Origin of the sequence: Chryseoglobus sp. 28M-23, from assembly GCF_014789785.1 — a bacterium.
In the GTDB taxonomy this organism is placed as follows: domain Bacteria; phylum Actinomycetota; class Actinomycetes; order Actinomycetales; family Microbacteriaceae; genus Microcella; species Microcella indica.
In genome coordinates this window covers 163,212-186,699 of sequence record NZ_CP061846.1, presented here as the reverse complement: position 1 = coordinate 186,699, position 23,488 = coordinate 163,212, and the positions used below count along the sequence as shown (strand labels likewise).

Genomic DNA, 23,488 nt, shown 5'->3' with positions numbered 1-23,488 from the left:
GGTCGTGAGCGCAGCATCCGCGCCCGCCGGCGCCACCCCCGACCGAGCCGTGAGCGCCCTGGCCGTCGCCGACTGGCGTCGCCGCATCACGGCGCTCTACGCCGAGGTGCGGGAGGCGACCGACCTGCCCGCGGCGCACGACCACTGGCGGCGCGCGCGGGACGAGCTCTTCGCCCATCACCCCGCTTCGCCCCTGCTGCCCGCCGATCGCGAGGCGTTCACCGGGCTGCGCGTGAAGCCTTACGACCCCGCGTGGCGATTCGAGTGCGTGATTCAGGATGCTGAGCCACGGCGCCTCGACGTCGAGACCGGCACCGATGGAGTCGTGCCGTTCGAGCGGCTCGGGCTCGTCGAGGTGCCCGGCGTCGGCTCGCTCGACGTCTGGCGGCTCGCGTCGTACGGCGGCGGCATCTTCGTTCCCGTGCGCGACGCCCTCTCGCGCGTGCCCGGCGGCACCTACGGCGGTGGGCGCTACCTGCTCGACACCGTCAAGGGCGCCGATCTCGGCGGAGGCCGGGCGCCGTGGTCGCTCGTGCTCGACCTCAACTTCGCCTACAACCCGTCGTGCGCCTACGACGAGGCATGGGCCTGCCCGCTCGCTCCAGCCGGCAATGTCGTCGACATCGAGATCCCCGTCGGCGAGCGCTACGGCAACGGCCGCCTCACGCTCTGACACCCTCCTGGACTCATCCTGAAGGCGACCTGCTACGGTTGACGTATTGGACAGCCCATCGATGGGCTCCCAGCGTCGTAGAACGCTTCCTCTTCTCGCACATCGCGCACTGACTCGCGCGCAGCGAATCGATACTTTCTCACGGCGAACTGATTGCGGCCATCGCCGCCGTCGCCAACCATCACCCTCGTGCTCTGCACGGACATCAACGCTGCGCGCAGTGTGACGGAAACCCCGTCAGATTCGCCGCGAAGTGTGACTGTCGCCCCAGGCAAGCGCCCTTGTGCGCCAGATCTGGTGGGGTGGAACACTGAAAGGCACCAACCATGACCACCACCTTCCGCACGCTCGGCGTGCCATACCCCCTCGTCGAGGTGCTCGAAGCACAGGGCAAGACCGAGGCCTTCCCCATTCAGGTCGACACCCTGCCCGACACCCTCGCCGGGCGCGACGTGCTCGGCCGCGGCAAGACCGGCTCGGGCAAGACGCTCGCCTTCTCGATCCCCATGGTCGCGCGCCTCGGCACGCGGCTCGCGGGCGGCCCGCGCCGCAAGGGCGCACCGCTCGGCATGGTGCTCGCGCCGACGCGCGAGCTCGCCACGCAGATCAACGCCGTGCTCGAGCCGCTCGCGAAGGCCTACGGCCTCACGACGACGACGATCTTCGGCGGCGTCTCGCAGCACCGCCAGGTGCAGGCGCTGAACGCAGGCGTCGACATCATCGTCGCGTGCCCCGGCCGCCTCGAGGACCTCATGAAGCAGCGCCTCGTGACCCTCGACGCCGTCGAGATCACCGTGCTCGACGAGGCCGATCACATGGCCGACCTCGGGTTCCTGCCCGGCGTCACGCGCATCATGAAGTCGACCCCGACCGACGGCCAGCGCCTGCTCTTCAGCGCGACCCTCGACAACGGCGTGGACAAGCTCGTGAAGCAGTTCCTCCACAACCCCTCGACCCACTCGGTCGACGAGGCCAACTCGCCCGTCGCGGCGATGACCCACCACGTCTTCGAGGTCTCCGGCGTCGACGAGAAGAAGCGCCTCGTCTCGACGCTCGCCTCGGGCTCCGGTCGACGCATCCTCTTCATGCGCACCAAGCACCAGGCCAAGAAGCTCGCCAAGCAGCTCACGGCCGACGGCATCCCCGCCGTCGACCTGCACGGCAACCTCTCGCAGCCCGCGCGCGACCGCAACCTCGCCGCCTTCGGCGACGGCAGCGTGCGCGTGCTCGTCGCCACCGACGTCGCCGCGCGCGGCGTGCACGTCGACGACATCGAGCTCGTCATCCACGTCGATCCGCCCATGGAGCACAAGGCGTACCTGCACCGCTCAGGCCGCACCGCTCGCGCGGGCGCCGCGGGCGACGTCGTCACCCTCGTGCTGCCCGAGCAGCGCCGCGACACCGCGATGCTGCTGCGCAAGGCCGCCATCCAGGTGCAGCCGCAGCAGGTCACCGCGAGCTCGGAGGCCGTCACGCGCCTCACCGGCGAGGTCGCGGCTCCCGTCGCCTTCGCCGACCTCCCCTCCGTGCTGCGCCCGCCCGTGCAGGGTGGGGGCCGCTCGCAGGGCGCCAACGCTCAGCGCAAGCGCGCCGGTCGCGACGGTGACGGCGGCGGCGCAGGCCGCGGCGGCCAGCGCGGCGGATCGCGTCGCGGCGGCTCCGGCCGAAACGCCTCCGATCGTGACGGCGCGGCTCGCGCCGACGGCGGACGATCGACGGACGCCGGACGCACGCGCGGCGACGCCGCCCCGGCTCGCGCCGCGGCACCGCGCCACAGCGATGCGCCGGCAGCACCTCGTGCGCGCCAGGGCTCGCGCCGGGCATCCTCTCCCGGCAGCACCGGCGGCGGAATCCGCGTCGGCCAGGTCGTCCGCTCCAACAGCACCGGCGGCCAGCGCCGCGGGCGCTGACCCGGCAGCCCTGATCCGGTTCTTCTGACCCGGCAGCTCCTTCACGGCGGCGCCGCTCCCCCTCGTGGGGAGCGGCGCCGTTTCGCTAGGAGGCGTGAGCGCGGCGCCGACTGATCACGACGAGGGTTGCTCCCGCGAGCAGCAGCGCGATGACCAGCGCGATCCACGCGGCGAGTTCGACACCCGTGAGGGCGAGCGTCGTGAGGAAGACGTTGGAGAGCGTCGAGTCGTTGAGCCCGTCGGCGAGAGTGAGATCACCGAGCTGCATGGCGCCATCGAGCCACACGACCTGGGCGGTGGCTCCGCCGCTGTCCACCTCCGAGATCGAGCAGACGGCGTTCGCCGGCAGGTTCTCGAACATCACGGTCGTGCCGTCGCGGATCTGCGACACCATGCTCGTCGGGCGCTCCGGCTCCGGCTCGCTCTCATCCGACTCCCCGCCTTCGTCGGTCGCGCCCTCCCGGGTGCCCTCGTCTGGGAGCCTCTCCTCGTCCATCCAGTCGCCCGGCAACAGGGGCACCAGCTCACCGTCGCGGTCCCACAGGCACGAGGTCTCGATGACGAACGTGGCGTCAGTGGCCTCGCTCGCGAAGGGGCCCGTGACGTCCTTCGTGACCGAGAAGGCCGCGAGCAGGAAGGTGTTCTCGAGTCCCACGGTGTGATCCTCGTCGGCGACCACGACGAACTCGCTCGCCGTCGCGTCGGTGCGCGTGGCACCGCCCGTGCGGGTCTCCGTCACCGTGCAGTCGGCGCCCGCCGGGATCTGCTCCCAGCTGTTGCGGTAACCGTTGAGCTCGGTGAGCTCGCGCGCCGCACCTCCCGGGATCTCCAGGGCGGTGACGACGCCATCGATCGGCAGCGTGCAGGCAAGGCTCGCCTCGAAGGATCCCCGCACGAACGTGCCGGTGCCGTCGCCCGCGAAAGTCTTCTCCACGACGACGCCCCCCACGTCGAAGGTGTTGGTCACCGTGAAGCCGACCGGCTCGGCGGAGACGGTGACCTCATCGACATCGATGCTCGTGCTCGTCGCGCCCGCCGCGCGCGTCTCGACGAGCGAGCAGTCGGCGTCGAGGGGAAGACCCTCGTAGGTCGCACGGTAGAAGCCGTCGGAGGTGAGTTCGCGCAGTGCTCCGCCAGGGATCTCGAGCTGCTGCTCGATCCCGTTGACGTCACGAAGGCACGTGAGCTCGACCTCGAACGGCCCGGCGCCCCACGTCGCAGCACCCGCCCCCACGCGCTCCTTCTCGACCTCGACCTCGCCGAGGGCGAAGGTGTTGGTGACCGTGACGTCGATGGGCTCGTTCCCGATCGTGACGTCCGCCGTGACGCCGTCGACGATCGAGCCGTCGATCGAGGCACCCGCGAGAGTCACGGTCGTGGAGGAGGCTCCGCCCGTGGCAGTCTCCGTCACGGTGCACACGGCACCCGTGGCGAGGTTCTCGATCGTCACGGGCTCGTCGCCGCGCGCGAACGTGAACGTATCGGTGAAGACCGTGCGCAGACCGGTGCTGTCGTCGAGCTCGCAGGTCACGTCGATCTCGACAGGAGCGTCCGCCCATTCGTCGGCGCCCGCGCCGACCACCGACTTGGCGAGCTCGATCGAGCCGACGGTGTAGTCGTTCTCGATCTCTGCGGTCGTGCTCGTTCCGAGGGTGACGACCGCGGCATCGGCGACGATCGTCGAGGACCCCCCGCCGTCCACGACGGTCACGACGCGCGTCTGCGCCGCGTCCATCGTGTCGGTCTCGGTGATCGTGCACCGGGCCCCATCGGGCAGGCCGCTCAGCGACCATGTCTCACCGTCGGCGAGGCTGCGCTGCATCGGCGTCTCCGCGTCGTAGCCCGTGCCGTAGACGGCGTCGCCCTCGAAGGTGCACGCGACGGCGACGGGGAAGGGCCCGTAGTCGATGGCTGCGCCCGCAGCGTCGACAGCGTCGCTCGAGACGGTCTTGGTGACGGCGAGGCTCGCGAGCTCGAACGTGTTCTCGACCTCGAGAGCCGGCTGCACCTGGTCGTCGACGAGCTCGGAGTCGTCGACCACGACGGTGAACGTGTGGCCGGTGGCCACGTCCGTGGTCAGCTCACCGCCCTCCGCATCGAGGATGCGACTCGAGGTCGCGCCGGCCGGGTCGCTCTCGGTGAGGGTGCACGCGGCACCAGACGGCAGAAGCGTGTAGCTCGCGGTACCGCCAGAGGCGAGAGTGCGCGTCGCTCCGCCCGCGATCGTCACGTCGACGCCGTCGCGCACGCACGCCAGCGTCACCTCGAAGGGGCCGTCGCCGTACGCGGCTCCCGCCCCGAGCACGGTCTTGGAGATCTCCACCGAGCCGGTCAGGTAGTAGTTCTCGAGGGTCACCGACGCGGGCGCGCCGGATGTCACGACGATGCCGGTGCCGTCGATGACTGTTCCCTCGTCGTCGACGATGCGGTGCGCATCGGCGCCCGTCGCGAGCGGGTCGCGCTCGAACACCGCGCAGGTCGAGCCGTCGGCGAGGTTCTCGATCGTGACGAAGCCGTCGGCGAGCACCGTGACGTCGCCGTTGAACGACTCACCGACGAGCGGGCTCGTGCAGACGACGTTCGCCGTCACGGACTCGGGGGCGAACTGCCCGACGCCCCCTCCGATGACGTCCTTGGCGATCGTGAAGCTCGTCACGCCGTAGCGGTTGGTGAACTGCACCGTGTTGCGGGTCACCGGGCTCGTGCCATTGGCGGCGAGAGAGGCGATCGTGGTCGACGTGCCGTCGATCGAGGTCGAGGAGCCTCCCACCGTGCGAGCGATCGACGTCGAGTCCGCTTCTTGGTCTTCCGTCTCGGAGACCGTGCACGAGGCGCCCGCGGGTAGACCCGTGAGTGTGCGCGTCTCGTCGTGGCGCAGCGCGAACGTCATGGGTGCGGCGGCGAAGCCGTCGGCGAGCACCGCGTCGCCCTGGAAGGTGCAGGAGACCGCGAAGGCGAAGGGATCGGCCGGGTACACCGGGTCGTCGTTCTCATCGACGGCGTCGGTGAGAACCGTCTTGCCCACGGTGACGGAGGCGAGGTCGTAGCGGTTGGTGACCGTGCGGCTCACCGTGCTGTTGCCCGAGATCGTCACGTTGCTCGGGTTCGTCACCTGCGTGGCGCCCGCGCTCTGCTGCTCCGTGATGGCGCACGTCGACCCCGCGGGGATGTTGTCGATGGTCTGACTGAGCTGAGTCGACGCGCTGAAGGTGAGCGTGCCGTACCAAACCGCCGTGGCACTCGCCCCCGGCGGCTGCGTGGCGGGCGCGATCGTCGACGCGGTGCGCGTGCAGTTGACGAGAACGGTGAAGGTGCCGTCGCCGAAGTCGTAGGGGTCGGTCGCGCCGGCTCCCGTGATCGCCTTGGTCACGGTGAGCGAGCCCACGGCGATGCTGTTGGTGTAGTCGACCGCGTTGGTCGGCTCGCCCGCGCCGTCGTTGGGCGCCAGGGTCACGATGGCCGAGGTGCCGGAGGTCGGCGCCGCGGCCGCTCCGCCCGTCGTGATGACCTTCGTGACCGTGGCACCGCGCGACTGGGTCTCGGTCACTGTGCAGACCGCGCCGGCCGGCAGCCCCGTGTAGCTGCGGGAGCCGCCGTCGTTGAGTGTGAAGGTGGACGGCGAGACCGCGATCGGCTGCGCGCCCGACCCGGTGTCGAACGTGCAGGCGATCGAGAAGGTGAAGCTGGTCTGCATGATCGGGTCGCCAGCCGCGTTGACCGCCCCGTTCATGTCCACCGACTTGGAGATCGTCAGCCCGGCGAGGTCGTAGGTGTTGGTGACTTCGCTCAGCTGGATCGCGGGGCGCTCGGCGAAGGCGGGGCGCGGGTTGAAGACCGTGGAGGGGCTGTAGTCGAGTGCCCGCACGGTGACCGTCGACGGCAGCGTCGTGATCGAGGTGGCCCCCGTCGTGCCCGCCTCGCTGATGCCGCACTCGGCATACAGCGGGATACCGAGGATGCGCTCGGCCGCCGCGTTGCTCGTGATCGTGAAGGGCGAGCGGTCGTCACCAGCGCTGTCGAGCAGCGAGATGGGCTCGCCGCCGACCGAGCAGGCGACATCGATCGGCACCGAGCCTGGCGCGAACGAGGCTCCTTCTCCCTCGACGATCTTCGCGAGGTCGAGAGCACCCGTCGCGAGAGCGACGCCGACCTTGCGCGGCTCGGTCACGAAGCGGTATGGGAGGTCGTTGTCGCCGTCGCGGCCGCGGGCGGCACCGGCGATCGAGTTGTAGGCGATCGAGTCGCGGTCGAGGTTCGCGTCGGTCTCGCGCAGCACCGGCTCGCGCGCGGTCTCCGAGCGGTACACGATGGAGATGTCCTCGCCCGGCAGGAGGCCCTGGTCGGCCTCGGCGACGCCGACTGTCAGGTCGACGACGAACTTGAGCGCGATGACGCTCTCGAGCAGCGCTGCGTCGGGCACCGCCGGCATGACCTGCCAGCCGTCGACAGGGTCATCCCGGTCGGGGATGCCTCCCGCGCTCGGGCTGTCGATGCAGGGCCAGTACTGCTCGACCATCGGCGGGGTCGAGCTGGGCGACATGCCGAGCTCGCGCTGAATGTCGGCGCCGTTGCACGCCGGAGTCGCGAGATCGAGACGATCGGTGTAGTAGACCGTCAGGGCCTCATCGGGCCAGCCGACGAGCCGCGGTCGCTCGGTAAGCGTCGGCGTCCACCGCGAGTTGCGGTTGTCATTGATGATGACGCCGCGGTCGTTCTCCCGGGGGGCACGTCGATCGCGACGACCTCGAAGACGCGCACGTTGCCCGCATTGAAGAAGTTGCCGGCCCACTCTTCCGTGCCGCCGGGGCGCGTGATGGGCACGCAGGGGTAGCGGTAGTAATCCTTGCCGTCCACGGCGAGAGTGGGAGCGCTGCAGTCGACGCCGTTGTTGACCGTGCGGATGACGCCCAGATCGTCGTAGGGCGCACTCGTGACGGGGTCGACGACGGGGTCGCCGTTGATGTCGAGGGGCCCAGCGCCGACGCCCTTCACTCCCTTGACGATGTTCATGGGCGCGCTCGGGAGCGCCCAGACCTTCGTGGTAGCCGTGCAGCTCGATACCTCGAGCTGCGGGTCGGGCTCGAGAATGCCGTTCGTGGAGTACTCGCAGCGATCGAACTCCTGGTCGCTCGTGACGATCGCGCTGTTGACGACGAAGTCCGACGTCTCGGAGCCCGCCTGCAGGAACTGGCGGAAGAGCAGGGGCGCCGAGATGGTGAGGGTCCACCCCTTCTCGAGGATGAACCCCGGGTCTGGCGTGATCGTGAGCGGCTGGCCGCCGGACGCGCTCGCCCCGAGGTCAGCGGTGAACGAGGGGGCCGCGACCGACTGGCTGGACTCGTCGACGACGGAGATCTCGATGAGGTCTTCGGGCTCGTATGGCGTGTTCGTCTCGGGGTCGATGCCGAGCTCGAGCATCGGCCCGGTGCCGTCGACGGGGATGAGATCGACGATCTGCAGCTCGGCAAGGTCCTTGTCCTGACCCGTGCCGAGGTTCCGTACCGTGATCTCGTAGGGGATCGGAGCGCCCAGGGTGAGCGGGCCGAAAGGCGTCTTGATGACGCGCACCTCGGCCGGGCGGTGCTGGAACAGGATCTGCCGGGTGTCGTCATCGGTCGCCTGCCAGAGCGGAGCATCCGCGCCGTCGTCGGCCCACGAGGTCACCTCGACGTCGTTCGTGAAGACGCCGACCTCGGTCTCCCCCGGAGCAGGGTCGGAGTAGATGTAGAGGGTCGACGGCACCGGCTCGGTACTGGGGGCGACCAGGAGGTCACGCCGCGTCGCGGTGAAGCGCACGGTCTGCAGCGGGTTGTACGGGCGCTCCCACGCCGCGCCGTCGGCGCGCGTGTAGTGCAGACGGATGCCGCGGATGTCGGCGGTCACGGCGCCGGACGGCAGCGACGGCAGGGCGAGCGTCGAGCCGAAGGAACCCTCGACCCAGCAGGCGTCGAGCGCGGTGGACCCGGAACACTCGGCCGTGATGCCGCCGGACCCGTCGACGACGTAGTCGACGCCGACGAGGACGTCGACCTTCACCCGGTTGAGCGGCGCAGCGAACGAGTGGGAGGAGAATCCGCTGAAGTTGTACGCGTTCCAGAACGACGGGGTGAGGTCTTCGATGACCATGTCGGTCGAGCGCACGTTGCCGGAGGGCTGACCGGTCAGTGTCACCGTCGCGGTGCGCGAGTTGCCCTCGAACTGCGTCGCCGGCACGGTCGGTGTCGCCGTCGTGTCTGCCTGGATTCCCTTGGTCGCCGTGACCGCGTACGAGAGGTTCTCGACCGTGACCTGCGCGCTCGCCTGCGCGGTGAGGACGTTGTCGGTCTCTCCCTCGGCAGGGTCGGTCAGACCGCCCGGGTCGGTGATCGTGGCCTCGGCGGTGTTCGCCACGATGGCGCTCGTCGTGCTGTCGACTCGCGTGCCTGGCGTGCTGCGGAGGTCCTGTCGCAGCTGGGTGTCGACGACGAGGCGTGTGGAGGCCTCGACATCGATGCGCCCCGTGTGCACGACCTCGATGCCCACGACATCGGCGAGCTGCGCCGCGCTGAGCGCGAGGGCGGCCGAGCGGGTGTAGGAGGTGAACGCCGCCCCTTCACGCTCGAGGATGACCTCAGTCGACGTCGCCCCTGACGGCACGCTGAGCGAGACGATGTCGTACAGGTTGACCGACTCGAAGGGAGTGGTACCCGCGACCGGGTCGAGGATGGAGAGCTCGTCGACCTTCGACACTGACGTGTTCTGCGCGTCGATCGTCATGCGGGCTCGAGGGTAGAGCGCCTGGGGCGTGCCGCCGGGAGGGGTGCCGAGCGGGCCGTCGACCCAGCTCTTCGTGATCTCGACGGTCAGCGGCTGATCGAAGATGAGGATCGTGTCGCCATCCGTGCGCGTCAGCAGCACGCTCTCGGCCTCATCGCGCCCCTCGAAGCGCGCCGTGTTGTTCACGACGCCGAAGTCAGCGGTGTTGTACAGGGCCTCCCGAGTGGCGCCGAGCACGGCGACACCGGAGTCGGAGCGGCGCACGTCGCGCACCTCGAAGACGAGGTCGACGCGGCGGTCGAGACCCATCGACGGGGCGACGCCCGTGCCGACGGGAGGTGCCGCAGGGTTGGTGCCGATGCGCGACCCGCGCGAGGGGCTCTCCTCGACGATGAGGCGCACCCCGGTCGCCGCCGCGCTCTCGGCGTCGGTGAGCGTGTACCCGGGGAACGTGCCGTCGCAGCTCGCGGGGCACGGGTCGCCCGTCGCCCCGACCCAGCCTGACCCGGGCACGAAGAGCTCGACCGCTGCGATGCGGTCGAAGGTCAGCAGGGCGTCCATGCCGCTGGAGATCGCCGGAATACGGACGAGGTCGAAGGCTTCGAACACGGTGTCGGCGACGGGCGTCGTCGCAGGATCGGTGGCGGTGTCGGACAGCACGACCGAGTCGAAGAAGGTGCCAGCCGTGCCCCACGAGATGCGCGCCGTCGCCTGATCGGCGCTGCGGGCATTCACAGCCTCGAAGCCCGTGCTCGCCACGGGCTGCCACTCCTTGGAGATCGCCGCAATACCGCCCGAGCCGTCACCGCTGTCGACGGTGGGCAGCAGCAGGAGGGGAGCCACGGCGTCGTCCGTGGCCTCGGAGGGCGTCGCCACCGGGTTCGACACGCGGGCCTGCACGGTGTTGTCGACGCTGATCGACTCGGTGCGCGTGGCCGACGCGGCCTCGCCCGTTCCGTCGCGCAGCTCGCCGCGCAGGGCGAAACGGAGGTTGGGCTGAGCGCTGAAGCCGGGGTTGAGCAGCGTGCCCGAGGTGTCGTAGTCGACGTGCTGGTAGCTGAAGCGGATGCCCTGGAGCACCTCGCGCACGCCGGCATCGATGCTCGTCGTGAGGAAGGACGGGCCGAGGAGCCCGTCGGCGCCGGGCAGCACGCTCCACGTCGACCCGTCGAAGTACTCCACCGTGAGAGTCGTGTTCGCGGGAACGGCTGTCGCCACGATGTCGGTGAGTGTGAAGTAGTTGTAGAAATCGTCGGCGCCCGTCTCCAGCGGGTCGGTGATGACGAGAGCGACGGAACCGACCGTCGAGGACGAAGGATCGACTGCCGTCGCCGGCAGTGGCGTGATGCGGCCGGGCAGGGAGATGAGCGTCGTCGCACCTTCGAGGCTGTACAGCTCGTCGGGGCTGATGATCTTCTCGACCTCGGTGTTCACGCGCGAGGCGCGACGGGTGAGGTCGTCCGAGGCCAGGGCGAAGGCCGATTGGTCGTCGAGAGCGACGACGTCGACACGCACCTGGTTGGTCGTGGTCTCGTCGCTCACGACGGCATCCGTGACCACGCGGAAGGGCAGCGACGCGTACTGCCCGGGCGTCATGCCTCCGGGCTGCGTGCTGAGGAACCGGACCCGCACGCTCTGCACGAGCGCAGCATCCACCGGGGCCGGGAGCGTGTCGACGGTGGTCGTCGTGACGGGCGCGCTGAAGTCGGCATCGCCCTCGTACCAGTAGCTCACCTCGGCGCTCGCGGCGCTCACGGGCCACTCGATATCGGCGTCGACCCAGCTGTCGAAGCTCAGGCCCTGATCGGCGAGCGAGGTCGAGCCGGGCGCGGGCTCGGTGAGCGTGAGCTCCTTGAGCGCGAAGTCTCCCCCGTTCTGGCCTCCGATCGTCACGCGCTCGAACGCACCGCCGATCACGTAGGCGTTCTCGAACTGCTTGGTCGCGAGAGGGGCGATGCTCGAGGGGTCGAGGCGGATCGTGTCGGCGGCCGGCTCGGGGCTCGTCGTCGTCGCGTCGAAGCGCACCCACGAGCTCGCCGTGTTGGTGAGAGTGAGGGTCGAGGCGACAGCGGCCGCGGTCGCCGTGAGCTCGCCGTCGATCGTGATGCCACCCGTCGCGCCCCGGTCGACCCGCCCGGTGCTCGACGAGAAGACGATGCGCAGCCCGCGGATATCAGCCGTGTCGACTCCAGTGGGAAGGGCGGCTGTGGCCGCGGGCGTGCCGGTCGTCCAGTCGGCGCCGTCGAACCAGTCCACGCGCACACGATCGGCGCCCGCGGGGAGCTCGAGCCCGCTCAGGCCCGTGATCTCGACGTAGTCGAGGATCGTCGAGGAGGTGTCTGCGGGTTCCTGGATGACGAGCTCGTCGACCGAGCCGTTGCTCGTGTTGGTCGCCCCCAGGTCGAAGGCGACGGTGCGGCCGAGCACGGCCGGGGTGGTGGCGGGGGTCACGGACTTGGTCGTGTCGGAGCCGAGCACGCGCGGCACGGCGAGCAGCACCTCGGCGCTCGACTCGACGAGGCTCGGGCGCGGAGGGTCGAGCGCGAGGTCCTCTCGGTTGCTGACCGTCACGGTCGCCGTGTTGGGCAGCAGGGTTCCGTCGAAGTCGGCGGACAGGTCGGAGGGGACGGTCGCGGTCGCGCTGATCTGCACGCCCGTGCCGGCCTGCATGCCCGTGAAGCCGCCTCCCAGATCGTCGATGACCTCGACCGTGAAGGCGTTGCCCGAGATCTGCACGTCGATGGGCGGCACCTGCGTCGCCATGGTGACCGACTGGAGCTCGAGCGGCGCGGGCACCGAGTCGGCGAGCGTGAGGTCGAGGCAGTCGGTCTCGAGCGAGGAGCAGTTGATGCTGAACTGGTAGGTCACCGTCTGGCCGGGGCCGACGGAGGTGGGCGCGGCAGGAATCGCTTCCTTCTCGAACTGGATGAGCACGGGCTCGTCGGGGTCGCCCTCGGCTGCGACCGCCGACGGCATCGTCACGAAGGGCGCGAGGAGGGCGATGAGACCCGCGGCCGCGATCGCCGCGAGTACGCGCGTAGAGAATCGTCGAAACATGTGCTGCCCCCGGGTTGACGTGCCGGCGCGACGACCGGATGCCGCCCCCGTCTTTCACCCTAGAGGTCTATGAACCTCATTCATGTCCCTAGAACGGGGGTGCTCGTGGCCCCAGACAGGGGTACGACGGGGAACTCGTGCCGCTAGGGCAGCACGCCCACCGAGGCCAGAGCCGAGCGCAGAAGGGCACCGCGACCGCCCTCCATCTCGTCGGAGACCCGATCGGTCGCCGCCTCGGCCGGGCTCAGCCACGTCAGCTCGAGCGCATCCTGCCGGGGGTCGCACGTTCCGGTGACGGGGACGACGTAGGCGAGCGAGACGGCGTGCTGCCGGTCGTCGGAGAACCGCGTCGGGCTCGGGAACGGGAAGTACTCGGCGACGGCGAACGGAACGGGCGAGGCGGGAAGCTGCGGGAAGGCCATCGGGCCCAGGTCCTTCTCCAGATGGCGGAACAGCGCGTCACGCAGAGTCTCGCCGTACAGCACGCGACCGCTCACGAGCGTGCGCGTGATGCTGCCCGAGTCGGTGGCGCGCAGGAGGACTCCGACGTCGGTCACCGTGCCCATGCCGTCGACGCGCACGGGCACCGCCTCGATGTAGACGAGAGGCAGTCGCTGGCGGATCTGCTCGAGCTCCTCATCCGAGAGCCAGCCCGGGTTGGGGTCGGGGGTGCGCACGGTAGCCATGCTCCATTGTCACCCGCTCGGCGGCCTCCCGCGCGCATCAGACACGATGCACCTGACACCATGGGGGAATGAGCGCCGTGCAACTGATCGACGAGAGCGCCGTGCTGTGGTCTGCACCGCAGAGCGAGCGCGCCGACCGACCACTGCTCGTGCTGCTCCACGGATACGGCTCGCACGAGGGCGACCTCTTCGGCCTCGCCCCCCACCTCCCCCTCGACCCGGTCATCGCCGCCGTGCGCGCCCCCCTGCGCGCCGGCCCCGGCTACTCCTGGTACCCGCTCGAGAACGTCTCGCACGAGGAGCGCGCAGCGGGGGCCGACGCCGCCGCCCGGGGCCTTCTGCAGTGGCTCGACGGAACCTCGGCCACGTCGGTCGGCCTGCTCGGTTTCAGCCAGGGCGGGGCCATGAGCATCCAGCTGCTGCGTCACGCCCCGGAGCGCTTCGCGTTCGCGGTATCGCTCGCCGGTTTCGTCGTGCCGGGCCAGGCCCCCGCCGATGACCGGCTCGCGCAGCTCGCTCCCCCGGTCTTCTGGGGGCGCGGCACGCACGACGAGGTGATCCCGTCGTCGTTCATCGAGGCCACGCAGCGCTGGCTGCCGCATCACTCGACCCTCACCACGCGCATCTACGAAGGGCTCGGCCACAGCGTGAGCGAACCCGAGCTCGCCGACGTGCTCGCCTTCCTGCGCGCCCGCTACGCCTGAGCGCGGCCCGGGCGCATCCTGTCAGGCTCGCGGTCGGTGCCGAGGGGCAGAATGGCGGGATGACCGACCCCGAGCCTGACGACGTACTCGGTCGCTTCGCGCCGGCCACGCGCGAGTGGTTCACCGGAGCTTTCCCGGCGGCGACTCCGGCGCAGCTGGGCGCGTGGGAGGCGATCTCGACCGGGCGCCACGCGCTCGTCGTCGCACCGACCGGGTCGGGCAAGACACTCGCGGCTTTCCTCTCGTCGATCGACCGTCTTGTCGCGACCCCCTCGCAGCGCTCGGCGACGGCGACCGAGGGCGGCTCCCGCACGACCGTGCTGTACGTGAGCCCGCTCAAGGCGCTCGGCGTAGACGTGGAGCGCAACCTGCGTGCCCCGCTCATCGGGGTCGAGCGCACGGCAGCACGGCTCGGGGTCGACGTGCCACCGATCACCGTCGGGGTGCGGTCGGGCGACACCCCCACGCAGGAGCGTCGCGCCCTGCAGAAGAACCCGCCAGACATCCTCATCACGACCCCGGAGAGCCTGTACCTCATGCTCACCTCGAGCGCCCGCGAGACGCTCGACGGCGTCACGACGGTCATCGTCGACGAGGTGCACGCGGTCGCCGGAACCAAGCGCGGCGCGCACCTCGCGCTGAGCCTCGAGCGGCTCGATGCCCGCTTGGCGCGCCCCGCGCAGCGCATCGGCCTCTCGGCGACAGTGCGGCCCGTCGAGGAGGTCGCACGGTTCCTCGGCGGGGCCGCCCCGGTCACGATCGTGAAGCCGCCGGCCGCCAAGACCTTCGATCTGACGATCTCGGTGCCTGTCGACGACATGACTGCACCCGGCTCGCTCGTGCCCGTCGAGGAGGAGGGGTCGACCTCGGGCGTGGCACCGCCGCCGTCGATCTGGCCGCACGTGGAGGAGGACATCGTCGAGCGCGTGCTCGCGCGCCGGTCCACGATCGTCTTCGTGAACTCCCGCCGCCTGGCCGAGAGGCTCACGGCCCGGCTCAATGAGATCTACGCGGAGCAACTCGCTGGCGAACCGTCGCCCCCGACGGCGCCACCGGCCTCGATGATGGCTCAAGCCGGCGCGACAGGAGGCGCCGAGCCCCTCCTCGCCCGCGCGCATCACGGCTCGGTGAGCAAGGACCAGCGGGCCGACATCGAGGACGACCTGAAGTCGGGCCGCCTGCGCTGCGTCGTCGCGACGAGCAGCCTCGAGCTCGGCATCGACATGGGAGCGGTCGACCTCGTCATCCAGGTGGAGGCACCTCCCAGCGTGGCGAGCGGGCTCCAGCGCATCGGCCGCGCCGGCCACCAGGTCGGAGAGGTCTCCACGGGCGTGCTCATGCCCAAGCACCGGCTGGACGTGCTGCACGCGACCGTCACGAGCGAGCGCATGGTGAGCGGCCTCATCGAAGAGCTCCGCATTCCGCAGAACCCGCTCGACGTGCTCGCCCAGCAGACGGTCGCCCACGTGGCGCTCGAACCGTGCGAGGTCGAGGAGTGGTTCGACACGGTGCGGCGCAGTGCTCCGTTCGCCGGCCTGCCGCGCTCGGCCTTCGACGCCGCGCTCGACCTGCTGAGCGGCCGATTCCCGAGCGACCGCTTCGCGGAGCTGCGGCCGCGCATCGTGTGGGATCGCGTACGAGGCGAGCTCAGCGGTCGACCCGGTGCTCAGCGCCTCGCCGTCACGAGCGGCGGCACCATTCCCGACCGCGGCCTCTACGGGGTCTTCCTGCCCGGCGAGGGAGCCGGTCGTCGCGTGGGCGAGCTCGACGAGGAGATGGTCTACGAGTCGCGGGTCGGCGACGTCATCTCCCTTGGGGCGACGAGCTGGCGCATCGACGAGATCACGCACGACCGCGTCGTCGTCACGCCCGCGTTCGGGCAGCCCGGCAAGGTGCCGTTCTGGCGCGGGGACGGCCTGGGGCGGCCGGCGGAGCTCGGGCGCGCGCTCGGCACCGCGACGCGCGAGCTGGGCGCGGCGACCGCGGAGGGTCGCCGGGAGCGCCTCGTCGCCGCGGGTCTCGACGACCGCGCCATCCTCAATCTGGATGCTCTGCTCGCCGAGCAGGCCGCCTCCACCGGTCACCTGCCGACCGACGAGACTCTTGTCGTCGAGAGGTTTCGCGATGAGCTCGGCGACTGGCGGCTCGTCCTGCACTCGCCCTACGGCCTCGCGGTGCACGCGCCCTGGGCCCTCGCCGTGTCGGCGCGCATCCGCGAGCGCCACGGCTTCGATGGCGCGGCGATCGCCGCCGACGACGGCATCGTGGTGCGGCTGCCCGACACGGAGAGCGAGCCGCCGGGCGCCGAGCTCTTCCTGTTCGAGAAGGACGAGCTCGACGAGCTCGTGACGGTCGAGGTGGGGGGCTCGGCGATGTTCGCGAGCCGGTTCCGCGAGTGCGCCGCGCGCGCCCTGCTGCTGCCGCGGCGCAACCCGAGCCAGCGCAGCCCGCTCTGGCAGCAGCGGCAGCGTGCGAGCCAGCTGCTCGAGGTCGCCCGCGAGTTTCCCGCCTTCCCGATCATTCTCGAGACCGTGCGGGAGGTTCTCGGCGACGTCTACGATCTGCCCAGCCTCACGCAACTCACCGATCGTATCCGCCAGCGATCGGTGCGCCTCGTCGAGGTGGAGACGCCGACGCCTTCCCCCTTCGCGCGCTCCCTCCTCTTCGGCTATGTCGCCGCCTTCCTCTACGAGGGCGACAGCCCGCTCGCCGAGCGTCGAGCTGCGGCGCTCAGCATCGACTCGACCCTCCTCGCCGAGCTGCTCGGCCGCGCGGAGCTGCGGGAGGTGCTCGACCCGACGGTCATCCTGCAGACCGAGGCCGAGCTGCAGCGCTTGGCTCCCGATCGCCGGGCTCGCGATGCGGAGGGCGTGGTCGACCTGCTTCGCCTCCTCGGGCCGCTCTCGCTCGAGGAGCTCGTCGAGCGCGCAGGCGTCGAGCTCGCGGCCGAGCCGCCCGGCCGCGCCGAAGTCGTCTCGGGCTGGCTGCACGAGCTGGGTCGCGCGAACCGCGTCCTCTCGGTGTCGATCGCGGGGGTGTCCCGCTACGCGATCGTCGAGGACGCCGCGAGGCTGCGCGACGCCCTCGGCACCCCCGTGCCGATCGGTGTGCCGACCGCGTTCCTGGAGAGCGTGCCCGACCCGATCGGCGACCTCGTCGCGCGCCACGCGCGCAGCCACGGCCCGTTCGTCGCACAGGACGTCGCGCACCGCTTCGGGCTCGGCATCGCGGTGGTGACGGATGCCCTGCGCCGGCTCGCCGGCGAGCGGCGTGTGCTCGAGGGCGAGTTCCGCCCGGGCGCGAGCGGCACAGAGTGGGTCGACGTCGAGGTGCTGCGGCGGCTGCGCACGCGAAGCCTCGCGGCCCTGCGCTCGGAGATCGAGCCCGTGAGCGCGGGCACACTGGGGCGCTTCCTCCCCTCGTGGCAGAACGTGGGCAGCACGCTGCGCGGGCTCGACGGCGTGCTGCAGGCGGTCGAGCAGCTGCAGGGCGCGGCTCTGCCCGCGAGTGCATGGGAGACCCTGGTTCTGCCGAGCCGTGTGCGCGACTACTCCCCCGCCTGGCTCGACGAGCTCACCGCCGCGGGCGAGCTCGTCTGGGCGGGAGAGGGCTCCCTCGCCGGCAACGACGGCTGGCTGAGCCTGCACCTGCCCGAGACGGCGCCGCTGAGCCTGCACGACCCCGCACCGACCGAGCCGACCCTGTCGCAGGAGGCGATCCTCGCCGCGCTCTCGAGCGGTGGCGCCTACTTCTTCCGCCAGCTCTCCGACGTCGTGAACAGCCAGGACGGCCTCGACCGCGTCGACGATGCCGCCCTGGCCGATGATCTCTGGCAGCTCGTGTGGGCCGGCCTGCTGACGAACGACACGCTCGCGCCCGTACGGGCGATGCTCGGTGCCACGCGCCAGCGGGCGAGCACTCCTCGGCGCGCACCGCGCTCACGCAGCTATCGCGGGTACGCGCGCCCGGCCTCCGTCTCTCGGACGGGGCCGCCGATCGCGGCGGGCCGGTGGTCGCTGCTGCCCGACCGTGATGGGGACGCGACTCGGCGAGCAGCGCATCTCGCCGACACCCTCCTGGAACGGCATGGCGTCATCACGCGCGGTGCCGCGCAGGCGGAGGAGGTCGTGGGAGGCTTCGCGCTGCTGTATCGCGTGCTCAGCCGAATGGAGGAGGCCGGCCGGGTGCGCCGCGGCTACTTCGTCGAGCACCTCGGGGCCGCCCAGTTCGCCACGCCGGCGACCGTCGACCGGGTGCGCGCGCACTCGCGCGACCCCGATGCCGCCCCGGCGCTGCGCGCCGTAGTGCTCGCCGCGAGCGACCCGGCCAACCCCTACGGCGCTGCGCTGCCCTGGCCGGCCGTCCAGATCGACTCGGCCGACTCCGCACGGGGAGCCTCGCCGGGTCACCGCGCGGGCCGCAAGGCGGGGGCGATCGTCCTGCTCGTGGACGGGCACCTCGCCGTCTACCTGGAGCGCGGCGGCAAGAGCGCCCTGACGTTCACGGACGACGCCGCCGTGCTCGAGGCCGCCGCCGCTGAGCTCGCCGCCGTCGTGCGTGCCCGACTGCGCAGCGTGCGGGTGGAGCGGGTCAACTCGCAGAGCGTGTTCGGCACACCTCTCGCCGACGCCCTGACCGCCGCGGGCTTCGTCGCCACGCCGCAGGGCCTGAGGCTCAGGGTCTGAGGCGCCGAGCATGCCGGAGGGAGACACCGTTCATCGCGCCGCGCGTCGGCTGGCCGAGGCGCTCGAGGGTCGTGCGGTGCTCAGCAGCGATGTGCGCGTGCCCCAGCACGCGACCGTCGATCTGAGCGGCGAGGTCGTCGACGCTGTCGTCGCGCGGGGCAAGCACCTGATCATGCGCATCGGGCCGAGCGTCGTGCACTCGCATCTCAAGATGGAGGGCTCGTGGCACGTCTACCGCCCGGGCACGCGGTGGCGCCGCCCCGCCTTCGAGGCGCGCATCGTGCTCGACGTGGCCTCCGGAGGCGGGGATGCTCACCCCTGGCAGGCCGTCGGTTTCGCGCTGGGCGAGCTCGACATCGCGCCGCGTGACCGCGAGGAGGAGCTCGTCGGCCACCTCGGGCCCGACCCGCTCGGCGACGACTGGAACCGGGAGGAGGCGCTGCGCCGCCTGACCGCCGACCCGACTCGGCCCCTCGGTCTCGCCCTGCTCGACCAGCGCATCATCGCCGGCCTCGGCAACGACTACCGCAACGAGACGCTCTTCCTGCGCGGCATCCTCCCCGAGCGCACCGTGGGCGAGGTGGATGCTGCTGCCGCGCTCGATCTGGCGGTGCGCCTCATCCGCGCCAACCGCGACCGAGTCGAACGCACGACGACGGGCGACACGCGTCGAGGGCGCCGACTGTGGGTCGCGCACCGCGACCGCGAACCCTGCCGGCGATGCGGAACCCCCGTGCAGCGGGGAACCCTCGGCGACGACGCCCTCACCGAGCGCATCACGTGGTTCTGCCCGCAGTGCCAGCACTGAGAGCACAGCGGATGGTCGGGAGCTACTCCTCGGCGTCGCGCGCCCCGCTCGGGCGCCAGGCGACGATGCGCAGGCTCGCCGCGGCCGTGAGCGCGACGACTCCGGCAATGCTGAGCGGCAGCGCGAGCATCTGCGCGATGCGCGGCACCACGTAGGTGCTGGGATCGTAGATGCCGGGCGCGACGCTGAAGGCGTACTCGCTGTACACGGTGAGGGCGATCGCGAGAGCGAGGGCGAGGCCACCCACGGCCCACAGTGCACGCAGCCAGGGGTTGCCGGCGACGACGATCTCGAAGTGCGCGTGGTCGTCGAGCGCACGCGCCGTCGGGCGGTGCCGCTGCGTCGACGTCGGCACAGCGACGCCAGCATCGAGAACCGGGCCTCTCGGGGAGTCCGACCGAACGGCACGTGTCTCTGATGCCGCGGCCGGTGGCGGAGTCTCCTCGGCCCCGCCGCGCTGAAAGGCGGTCGGGTATCGCGGGTCCAGGTCTGTCTCGCGAGGGCTCACGTCGACCCACCTCCTTCGGTGCGTGCGGTGCGGTCAGCCTAACCCGCCCCGTTCGGGGTGCCGGAGGGTGCCCGGTAGCCTCACAGCATGCTCTCGCCCGTCTCCCTTGGAGCGACACTCACGGTCGCGGGGCTCCTGCTCGGGCTCGCCTCGTGCGGCGGCGAGGCTCCGTCGATCGGTGACGACGCACGTGCGACGTCGACGGGCACCGTCCTCTCGATCACCGACGGTGACACTCTGCGCCTCGCACTTGATGGCGAGGAGCTCGCCGTGCGCCTCATCGGCATCGACACCCCCGAGGTGCACCCCGAGGTCGAGTGCTTCGGGCCGGAGGCGGAGGCACTCCTCGCCGACCTCGCACCCGTCGGCGCAGTGCTGCGCGTGGAATACGACCTCGACCCGCGCGACCCCTACGACCGCGAGCTGCTGTACCTCTACACCGAGGACGGCACGTTCGTGAACCTCGAGCTCGTCGCGCGCGGCGCCGCTGAGGCCGTCCTCTTCGAGCCCAACGATCGCTACTGGGACGAGTTGCGCGCGGCCGAACGAGAGGCGCGGGATGCCCGGCTCGGGCTCTGGGCGCAGTGCTGACGCAAGGCCCGCGCGGCCCGCGCGCTACACCCGTTCGATGAGGTGCGGCCCGTCGCCGCGCAGCGGTGCGACCGCGTGCAGCTCGAGCCTCTCGAGCACCGTCTCGCTCTCGGCGACGACCATGTCGACGAGGGCGGCATCGCCCTCGACGGTCGGGTCGAGCCAGGCGTCCCACGCCTCACGCGGCAGCATGACGGGCGCTCGATCGTGGATGCTCGCCGCCGGCCCGTGGGCTGCGCGCGTGAGCATCGTCGCGGTCAGCACCCACGGCTCCGGCTCGGCACCCTCGGCGGCGGGCGGCCGCCACCACGAGTACAGCCCGGCGAAGGCGAGCTCCCCCTCCACCGGATCGGTGATCCAATGCGGGGTCTTGAGCGGCTTGCCGCTCGAGCTCTCGACGGTGTGCCACTCGTAGTAGCCGTCGGCGGGCAGGATCGCACGCGAGCGCACGACGGCGTTCTTGAAGGTGGCCTTCTCGGTGACGGTCTCGCTGCGCGCGTTGAACGTCGGATACTTCGAGGCGAGCTCGGTCGCCCACCGCGGCACGAGCGACCAGCGCGCCGCCGTGACGAGGCGCGAGGGCATCCCGTCCGGGTCGTTCTTCGGCACCCGGTCGACGACGATGGGCACCTGCTGCGTGGGCGCGATGTTCCAGCTCGCCGGCATCGCGACCGCGTCGACCTCGTCGGCCTCGAAGTAGGCGCCGAGCTCCTCACCGCTCTTCGTGTTCGCGTACCGCCCGCACATCAGGGCGCCTCCGCGGCGAGCGCCGCGCGCAACCGGGTCGAGTCGACGCGGTGGATGGTGTGGACGACGTCGTCGACGAGCACCACGGGAATGTCGTTGCGGTGCCGCTCGAAGAGTTCGGGATCATCGAGGATCGAGTGCTCGACGAGCTCGACCTGCGGGAAGTCGAGCAGGGCATCCTCGATGATGTCGCGCGCCACATCGCACAGGTGACAGCCGGGCTTGGCGAGCAGGGTGACGGTCGTCGCGGGCACGCGCTCAGTGTACGCGTGCGCCGGGAGCGAGCGCCGTGCCTATGCTGGTCACGATGTCTGACACCGCCGCCGACGCCGGGCCTGCAGCTGCACCGAGCCCGACCCCGATCGTGGCGTTCTTCGACGTGGACAACACGCTCATGCGAGGGGCGAGCGTGTACCACCTGGGTCGCGCGGCCTGGAAGCGCGGCTACGTGACCTTCGGCGACATCGTGCGGTTCGGCTGGAAGCAGATGCGCTTCATCGCCGTCGGCGAAAACCACCGCCACCAGGTCGCCGTGCGCGACCGCGCGCTCGAGCTCATCGCTGGCCACACCGAGGCCGAGCTCGAGGAGCTCGCGATCGAGACCTACGAGAAGCGCATCGAGCGGCTGCTGCTGCCGGAGACCGTGGGGCTCGCCCAGGATCACCGCGACAAGGGTCACGAGGTGTGGCTCATCACCGCGACCCCGGAGGCCTGCGCCCGGGTCATCGCCGAGCGGCTCGGGCTCACGGGTGCGATCGGCTCGCGCATCGTGAGCGTCGACGGCGTGTTCACGGGCGAGCTGCTCGGCCACGTCATGCACGGGCCGCACAAGGCGACGGCCGCGGCTCAGCTCGTCGCCGAGCGCGGTGCCGAGCTCGCCGACTGCTGGGCGTACTCCGACTCGCGCAACGACATCCCTCTGCTCGAACTCGTGGGCAACCGCGTGGTCGTGAACCCCGATGCGGCCCTCGCGCGCTACGCGAAGGCACGCTCGTGGTCGATCCTCACCGCTGGTGCCGCGAGCATCCGCGCCGCACGCCGGCGCGTCCGTCGCGAGGCGCGCGCGGTTGCGCGGTCGGCGCGCCGCCAGCGCTGAGCAGAGCCGTCTCGAGCGCCCCGCACCTGTGCGTGCTCGCCGCATCTGTGTGCGCTCCGACAGACACACATGCCCCCTGTGGGCACAGTCGTCTGCTGTCATGCGCCGCCGGCGCTGAGCCCGCCAGCGGTGGGCCCGGCAACGCCCGACGGCGGAAGGCCCGGCAACACGAAAGGCGCCCGACCCTGGGGGCCGGACGCCTGTCGGAGGCTCGGTGGCCTCTACTTCTTGTTGCGACGCTGGTGACGCGTCTTGCGCAGCAGCTTGCGGTGCTTCTTCTTGGCCATGCGCTTGCGGCGCTTCTTGATGACGGAACCCATAGAAAATCCTCTGATCGTCGACTGAACGGGAGCAACGGCCCGTTCAGGACCGTGTCATGTACCGCAGGAGTCTAGCCGACGTCGCTGATGGGCGTGTCGATGGCCGATACGACGGCCGACTCGGGGATGCGGAACGAGCGCCCGAAGCGGATCGCCGGCAGGTCGCCCGCGTGCACCATGCGGTACACGGTCATCGAGGAGACGCGCATCATGTCGGCGACTTCCGCCACCGTCAGGAAGCGCACGTCGCTCAGGTCGCGGTCCATGTCGTCATCCTCGGGTCGTGCGCACACTCGTGGAGTGACGAATGTGTCCGAAGTTCAGAGTAGGGGCACGTGTGACTGAAGTAAAGAGACCCGATCGGGGGCTATCGAGCGGGATGCTCAGCTCTCGCCGCGCTTCCAGGGCAGCTTCTGCGTGACCGACTCCTGCACCTCGTGCAACCGCTCCTGCACGCCGTGCAGGCGCTCCTGTGCCTCGTGCACGACCGTGCGCGCCTGGTGCGAGGCCCCAGCCGCGACGCGACCGACCGTGCTGCCGGCACGCTCGACATCCGCCCCGGCCCACGCCGTGAAGACGGGGCTCGTGACGGGCTCGAGCCCGTCGGCACCGGCGCTGAGGAACGGCACGAGGTAGTCCTCGACCTCCTCGAGCGGGCTCGCGTCGACCCGGTAGTAGCGGTGCTGCCCCTCCTCGCGCACGGTCACGAGACCGTGCTCGCGCAGCACCTTGAGGTGCTTGGAGACGGTGGGCTGGGTCGCGTCCATGCGCTCGACGAGCTCTCCCACGCTCAACTCTCCCGATGAGGCGTCCGCGGCGAGCGCCGCGTCGAGCAGGTGCTGGAGGAGTTCGCGCCGCGTTGCGTCCGCGATCACGTCGAAGATGTCGGCCATGTGACCAACCTACTCAGGCTTGCCCCGGAGTACCATGACAGGCGGCCCGCGGGC

The 23,488-nt window shown here is 71.0% G+C and carries 16 protein-coding genes; 7 read left to right on the top strand and 9 right to left on the bottom strand.

Going from position 1 to position 23,488, the window contains the following annotated elements:
• Window positions 1-4: 4 nt before the first annotated feature.
• Window positions 5-673 (top strand): DUF1684 domain-containing protein, encoded by a 669-nt coding sequence (locus IE160_RS00900; protein ID WP_224744515.1) that lies wholly within the window; start codon window positions 5-7, stop codon window positions 671-673.
• A gap of 326 nt (window positions 674-999) precedes the next feature.
• On the top strand, window positions 1,000-2,583 hold the full coding sequence (locus IE160_RS00895; RefSeq protein WP_191151386.1) for a DEAD/DEAH box helicase: 1,584 nt from the start codon (window positions 1,000-1,002) through the stop codon (window positions 2,581-2,583).
• An 85-nt stretch (window positions 2,584-2,668) separates the two neighbouring features.
• Here IE160_RS00895 and IE160_RS00890 read toward each other — a convergent pair whose 3' ends face one another.
• The 3 genes from IE160_RS00890 to IE160_RS00880 all read right to left on the bottom strand — a co-directional run bounded on the left by IE160_RS00890 (window position 2,669) and on the right by IE160_RS00880 (window position 13,082).
• Window positions 2,669-7,123, bottom strand: coding sequence for a DUF5979 domain-containing protein (locus IE160_RS00890; RefSeq protein ID WP_191151385.1), 4,455 nt, complete (start codon window positions 7,121-7,123; stop codon window positions 2,669-2,671).
• A 74-nt stretch (window positions 7,124-7,197) separates the two neighbouring features.
• Window positions 7,198-12,396: a hypothetical protein gene (locus IE160_RS00885; RefSeq protein WP_191151384.1), complete on the bottom strand. Its 5,199-nt coding sequence runs from the start codon at window positions 12,394-12,396 to the stop codon at window positions 7,198-7,200.
• A 143-nt stretch (window positions 12,397-12,539) separates the two neighbouring features.
• A complete protein-coding gene (locus tag IE160_RS00880; RefSeq protein WP_179872957.1) occupies window positions 12,540-13,082 on the bottom strand; it encodes an NUDIX hydrolase family protein in 543 nt (180 codons plus the stop codon).
• Between the two features lie 68 nt (window positions 13,083-13,150).
• On the opposite strand from IE160_RS00880, the gene IE160_RS00875 reads away from it, so the two are divergent.
• The 3 genes from IE160_RS00875 to IE160_RS00865 are packed head-to-tail and all read left to right on the top strand — an operon-like array spanning window position 13,151 to window position 19,279.
• Window positions 13,151-13,786, top strand: a complete 636-nt coding sequence (locus IE160_RS00875) for an alpha/beta hydrolase (RefSeq protein ID WP_191151383.1) — start codon at window positions 13,151-13,153, stop codon at window positions 13,784-13,786.
• A 59-nt stretch (window positions 13,787-13,845) separates the two neighbouring features.
• Complete coding sequence (locus IE160_RS00870; protein ID WP_191151382.1) at window positions 13,846-18,471, top strand: ATP-dependent helicase; 4,626 nt, start codon at window positions 13,846-13,848, stop codon at window positions 18,469-18,471.
• A 10-nt stretch (window positions 18,472-18,481) separates the two neighbouring features.
• Entirely contained in the window at window positions 18,482-19,279 is a 798-nt protein-coding gene (locus IE160_RS00865; protein ID WP_179872954.1) for a DNA-formamidopyrimidine glycosylase family protein, read from the top strand.
• Between the two features lie 22 nt (window positions 19,280-19,301).
• Here the strand turns inward: IE160_RS00865 and IE160_RS00860 are convergent, their stop codons facing one another.
• On the bottom strand, window positions 19,302-19,634 hold the full coding sequence (locus IE160_RS00860; protein ID WP_191151381.1) for a hypothetical protein: 333 nt from the start codon (window positions 19,632-19,634) through the stop codon (window positions 19,302-19,304).
• A 240-nt stretch (window positions 19,635-19,874) separates the two neighbouring features.
• On the opposite strand from IE160_RS00860, the gene IE160_RS00855 reads away from it, so the two are divergent.
• Window positions 19,875-20,378, top strand: coding sequence for a thermonuclease family protein (locus tag IE160_RS00855; protein ID WP_179872952.1), 504 nt, complete (start codon window positions 19,875-19,877; stop codon window positions 20,376-20,378).
• A 24-nt stretch (window positions 20,379-20,402) separates the two neighbouring features.
• Here the strand turns inward: IE160_RS00855 and IE160_RS00850 are convergent, their stop codons facing one another.
• Window positions 20,403-21,125, bottom strand: coding sequence for an SOS response-associated peptidase (locus IE160_RS00850; protein WP_179872951.1), 723 nt, complete (start codon window positions 21,123-21,125; stop codon window positions 20,403-20,405).
• The gene (locus tag IE160_RS00845; protein ID WP_179872950.1) at window positions 21,125-21,379 is read right to left on the bottom strand and encodes a glutaredoxin family protein; all 255 of its coding nucleotides are present in this window, start codon (window positions 21,377-21,379) and stop codon (window positions 21,125-21,127) included. Before IE160_RS00845 ends, IE160_RS00850 begins: the two co-directional genes overlap by 1 nt.
• Window positions 21,380-21,432: 53 nt before the next feature.
• On the opposite strand from IE160_RS00845, the gene IE160_RS00840 reads away from it, so the two are divergent.
• A complete protein-coding gene (locus IE160_RS00840) occupies window positions 21,433-22,221 on the top strand; it encodes an HAD family hydrolase (RefSeq protein ID WP_179872949.1) in 789 nt (262 codons plus the stop codon).
• Between the two features lie 221 nt (window positions 22,222-22,442).
• On the opposite strand, the gene IE160_RS00835 is transcribed toward IE160_RS00840, so the two are convergent.
• From IE160_RS00835 to IE160_RS00825, 3 genes are all read right to left on the bottom strand, one after another.
• A complete protein-coding gene (locus tag IE160_RS00835; protein ID WP_003792170.1) occupies window positions 22,443-22,541 on the bottom strand; it encodes a 30S ribosomal protein bS22 in 99 nt (32 codons plus the stop codon).
• Window positions 22,542-22,612: 71 nt separating this feature from the next.
• On the bottom strand, window positions 22,613-22,807 hold the full coding sequence (locus IE160_RS00830) for a helix-turn-helix domain-containing protein (RefSeq protein WP_179872948.1): 195 nt from the start codon (window positions 22,805-22,807) through the stop codon (window positions 22,613-22,615).
• 117 nt (window positions 22,808-22,924) lie between these two features.
• Window positions 22,925-23,434, bottom strand: coding sequence for an ArsR/SmtB family transcription factor (locus IE160_RS00825; protein WP_152583981.1), 510 nt, complete (start codon window positions 23,432-23,434; stop codon window positions 22,925-22,927).
• Window positions 23,435-23,488: the final 54 nt, after the last annotated feature.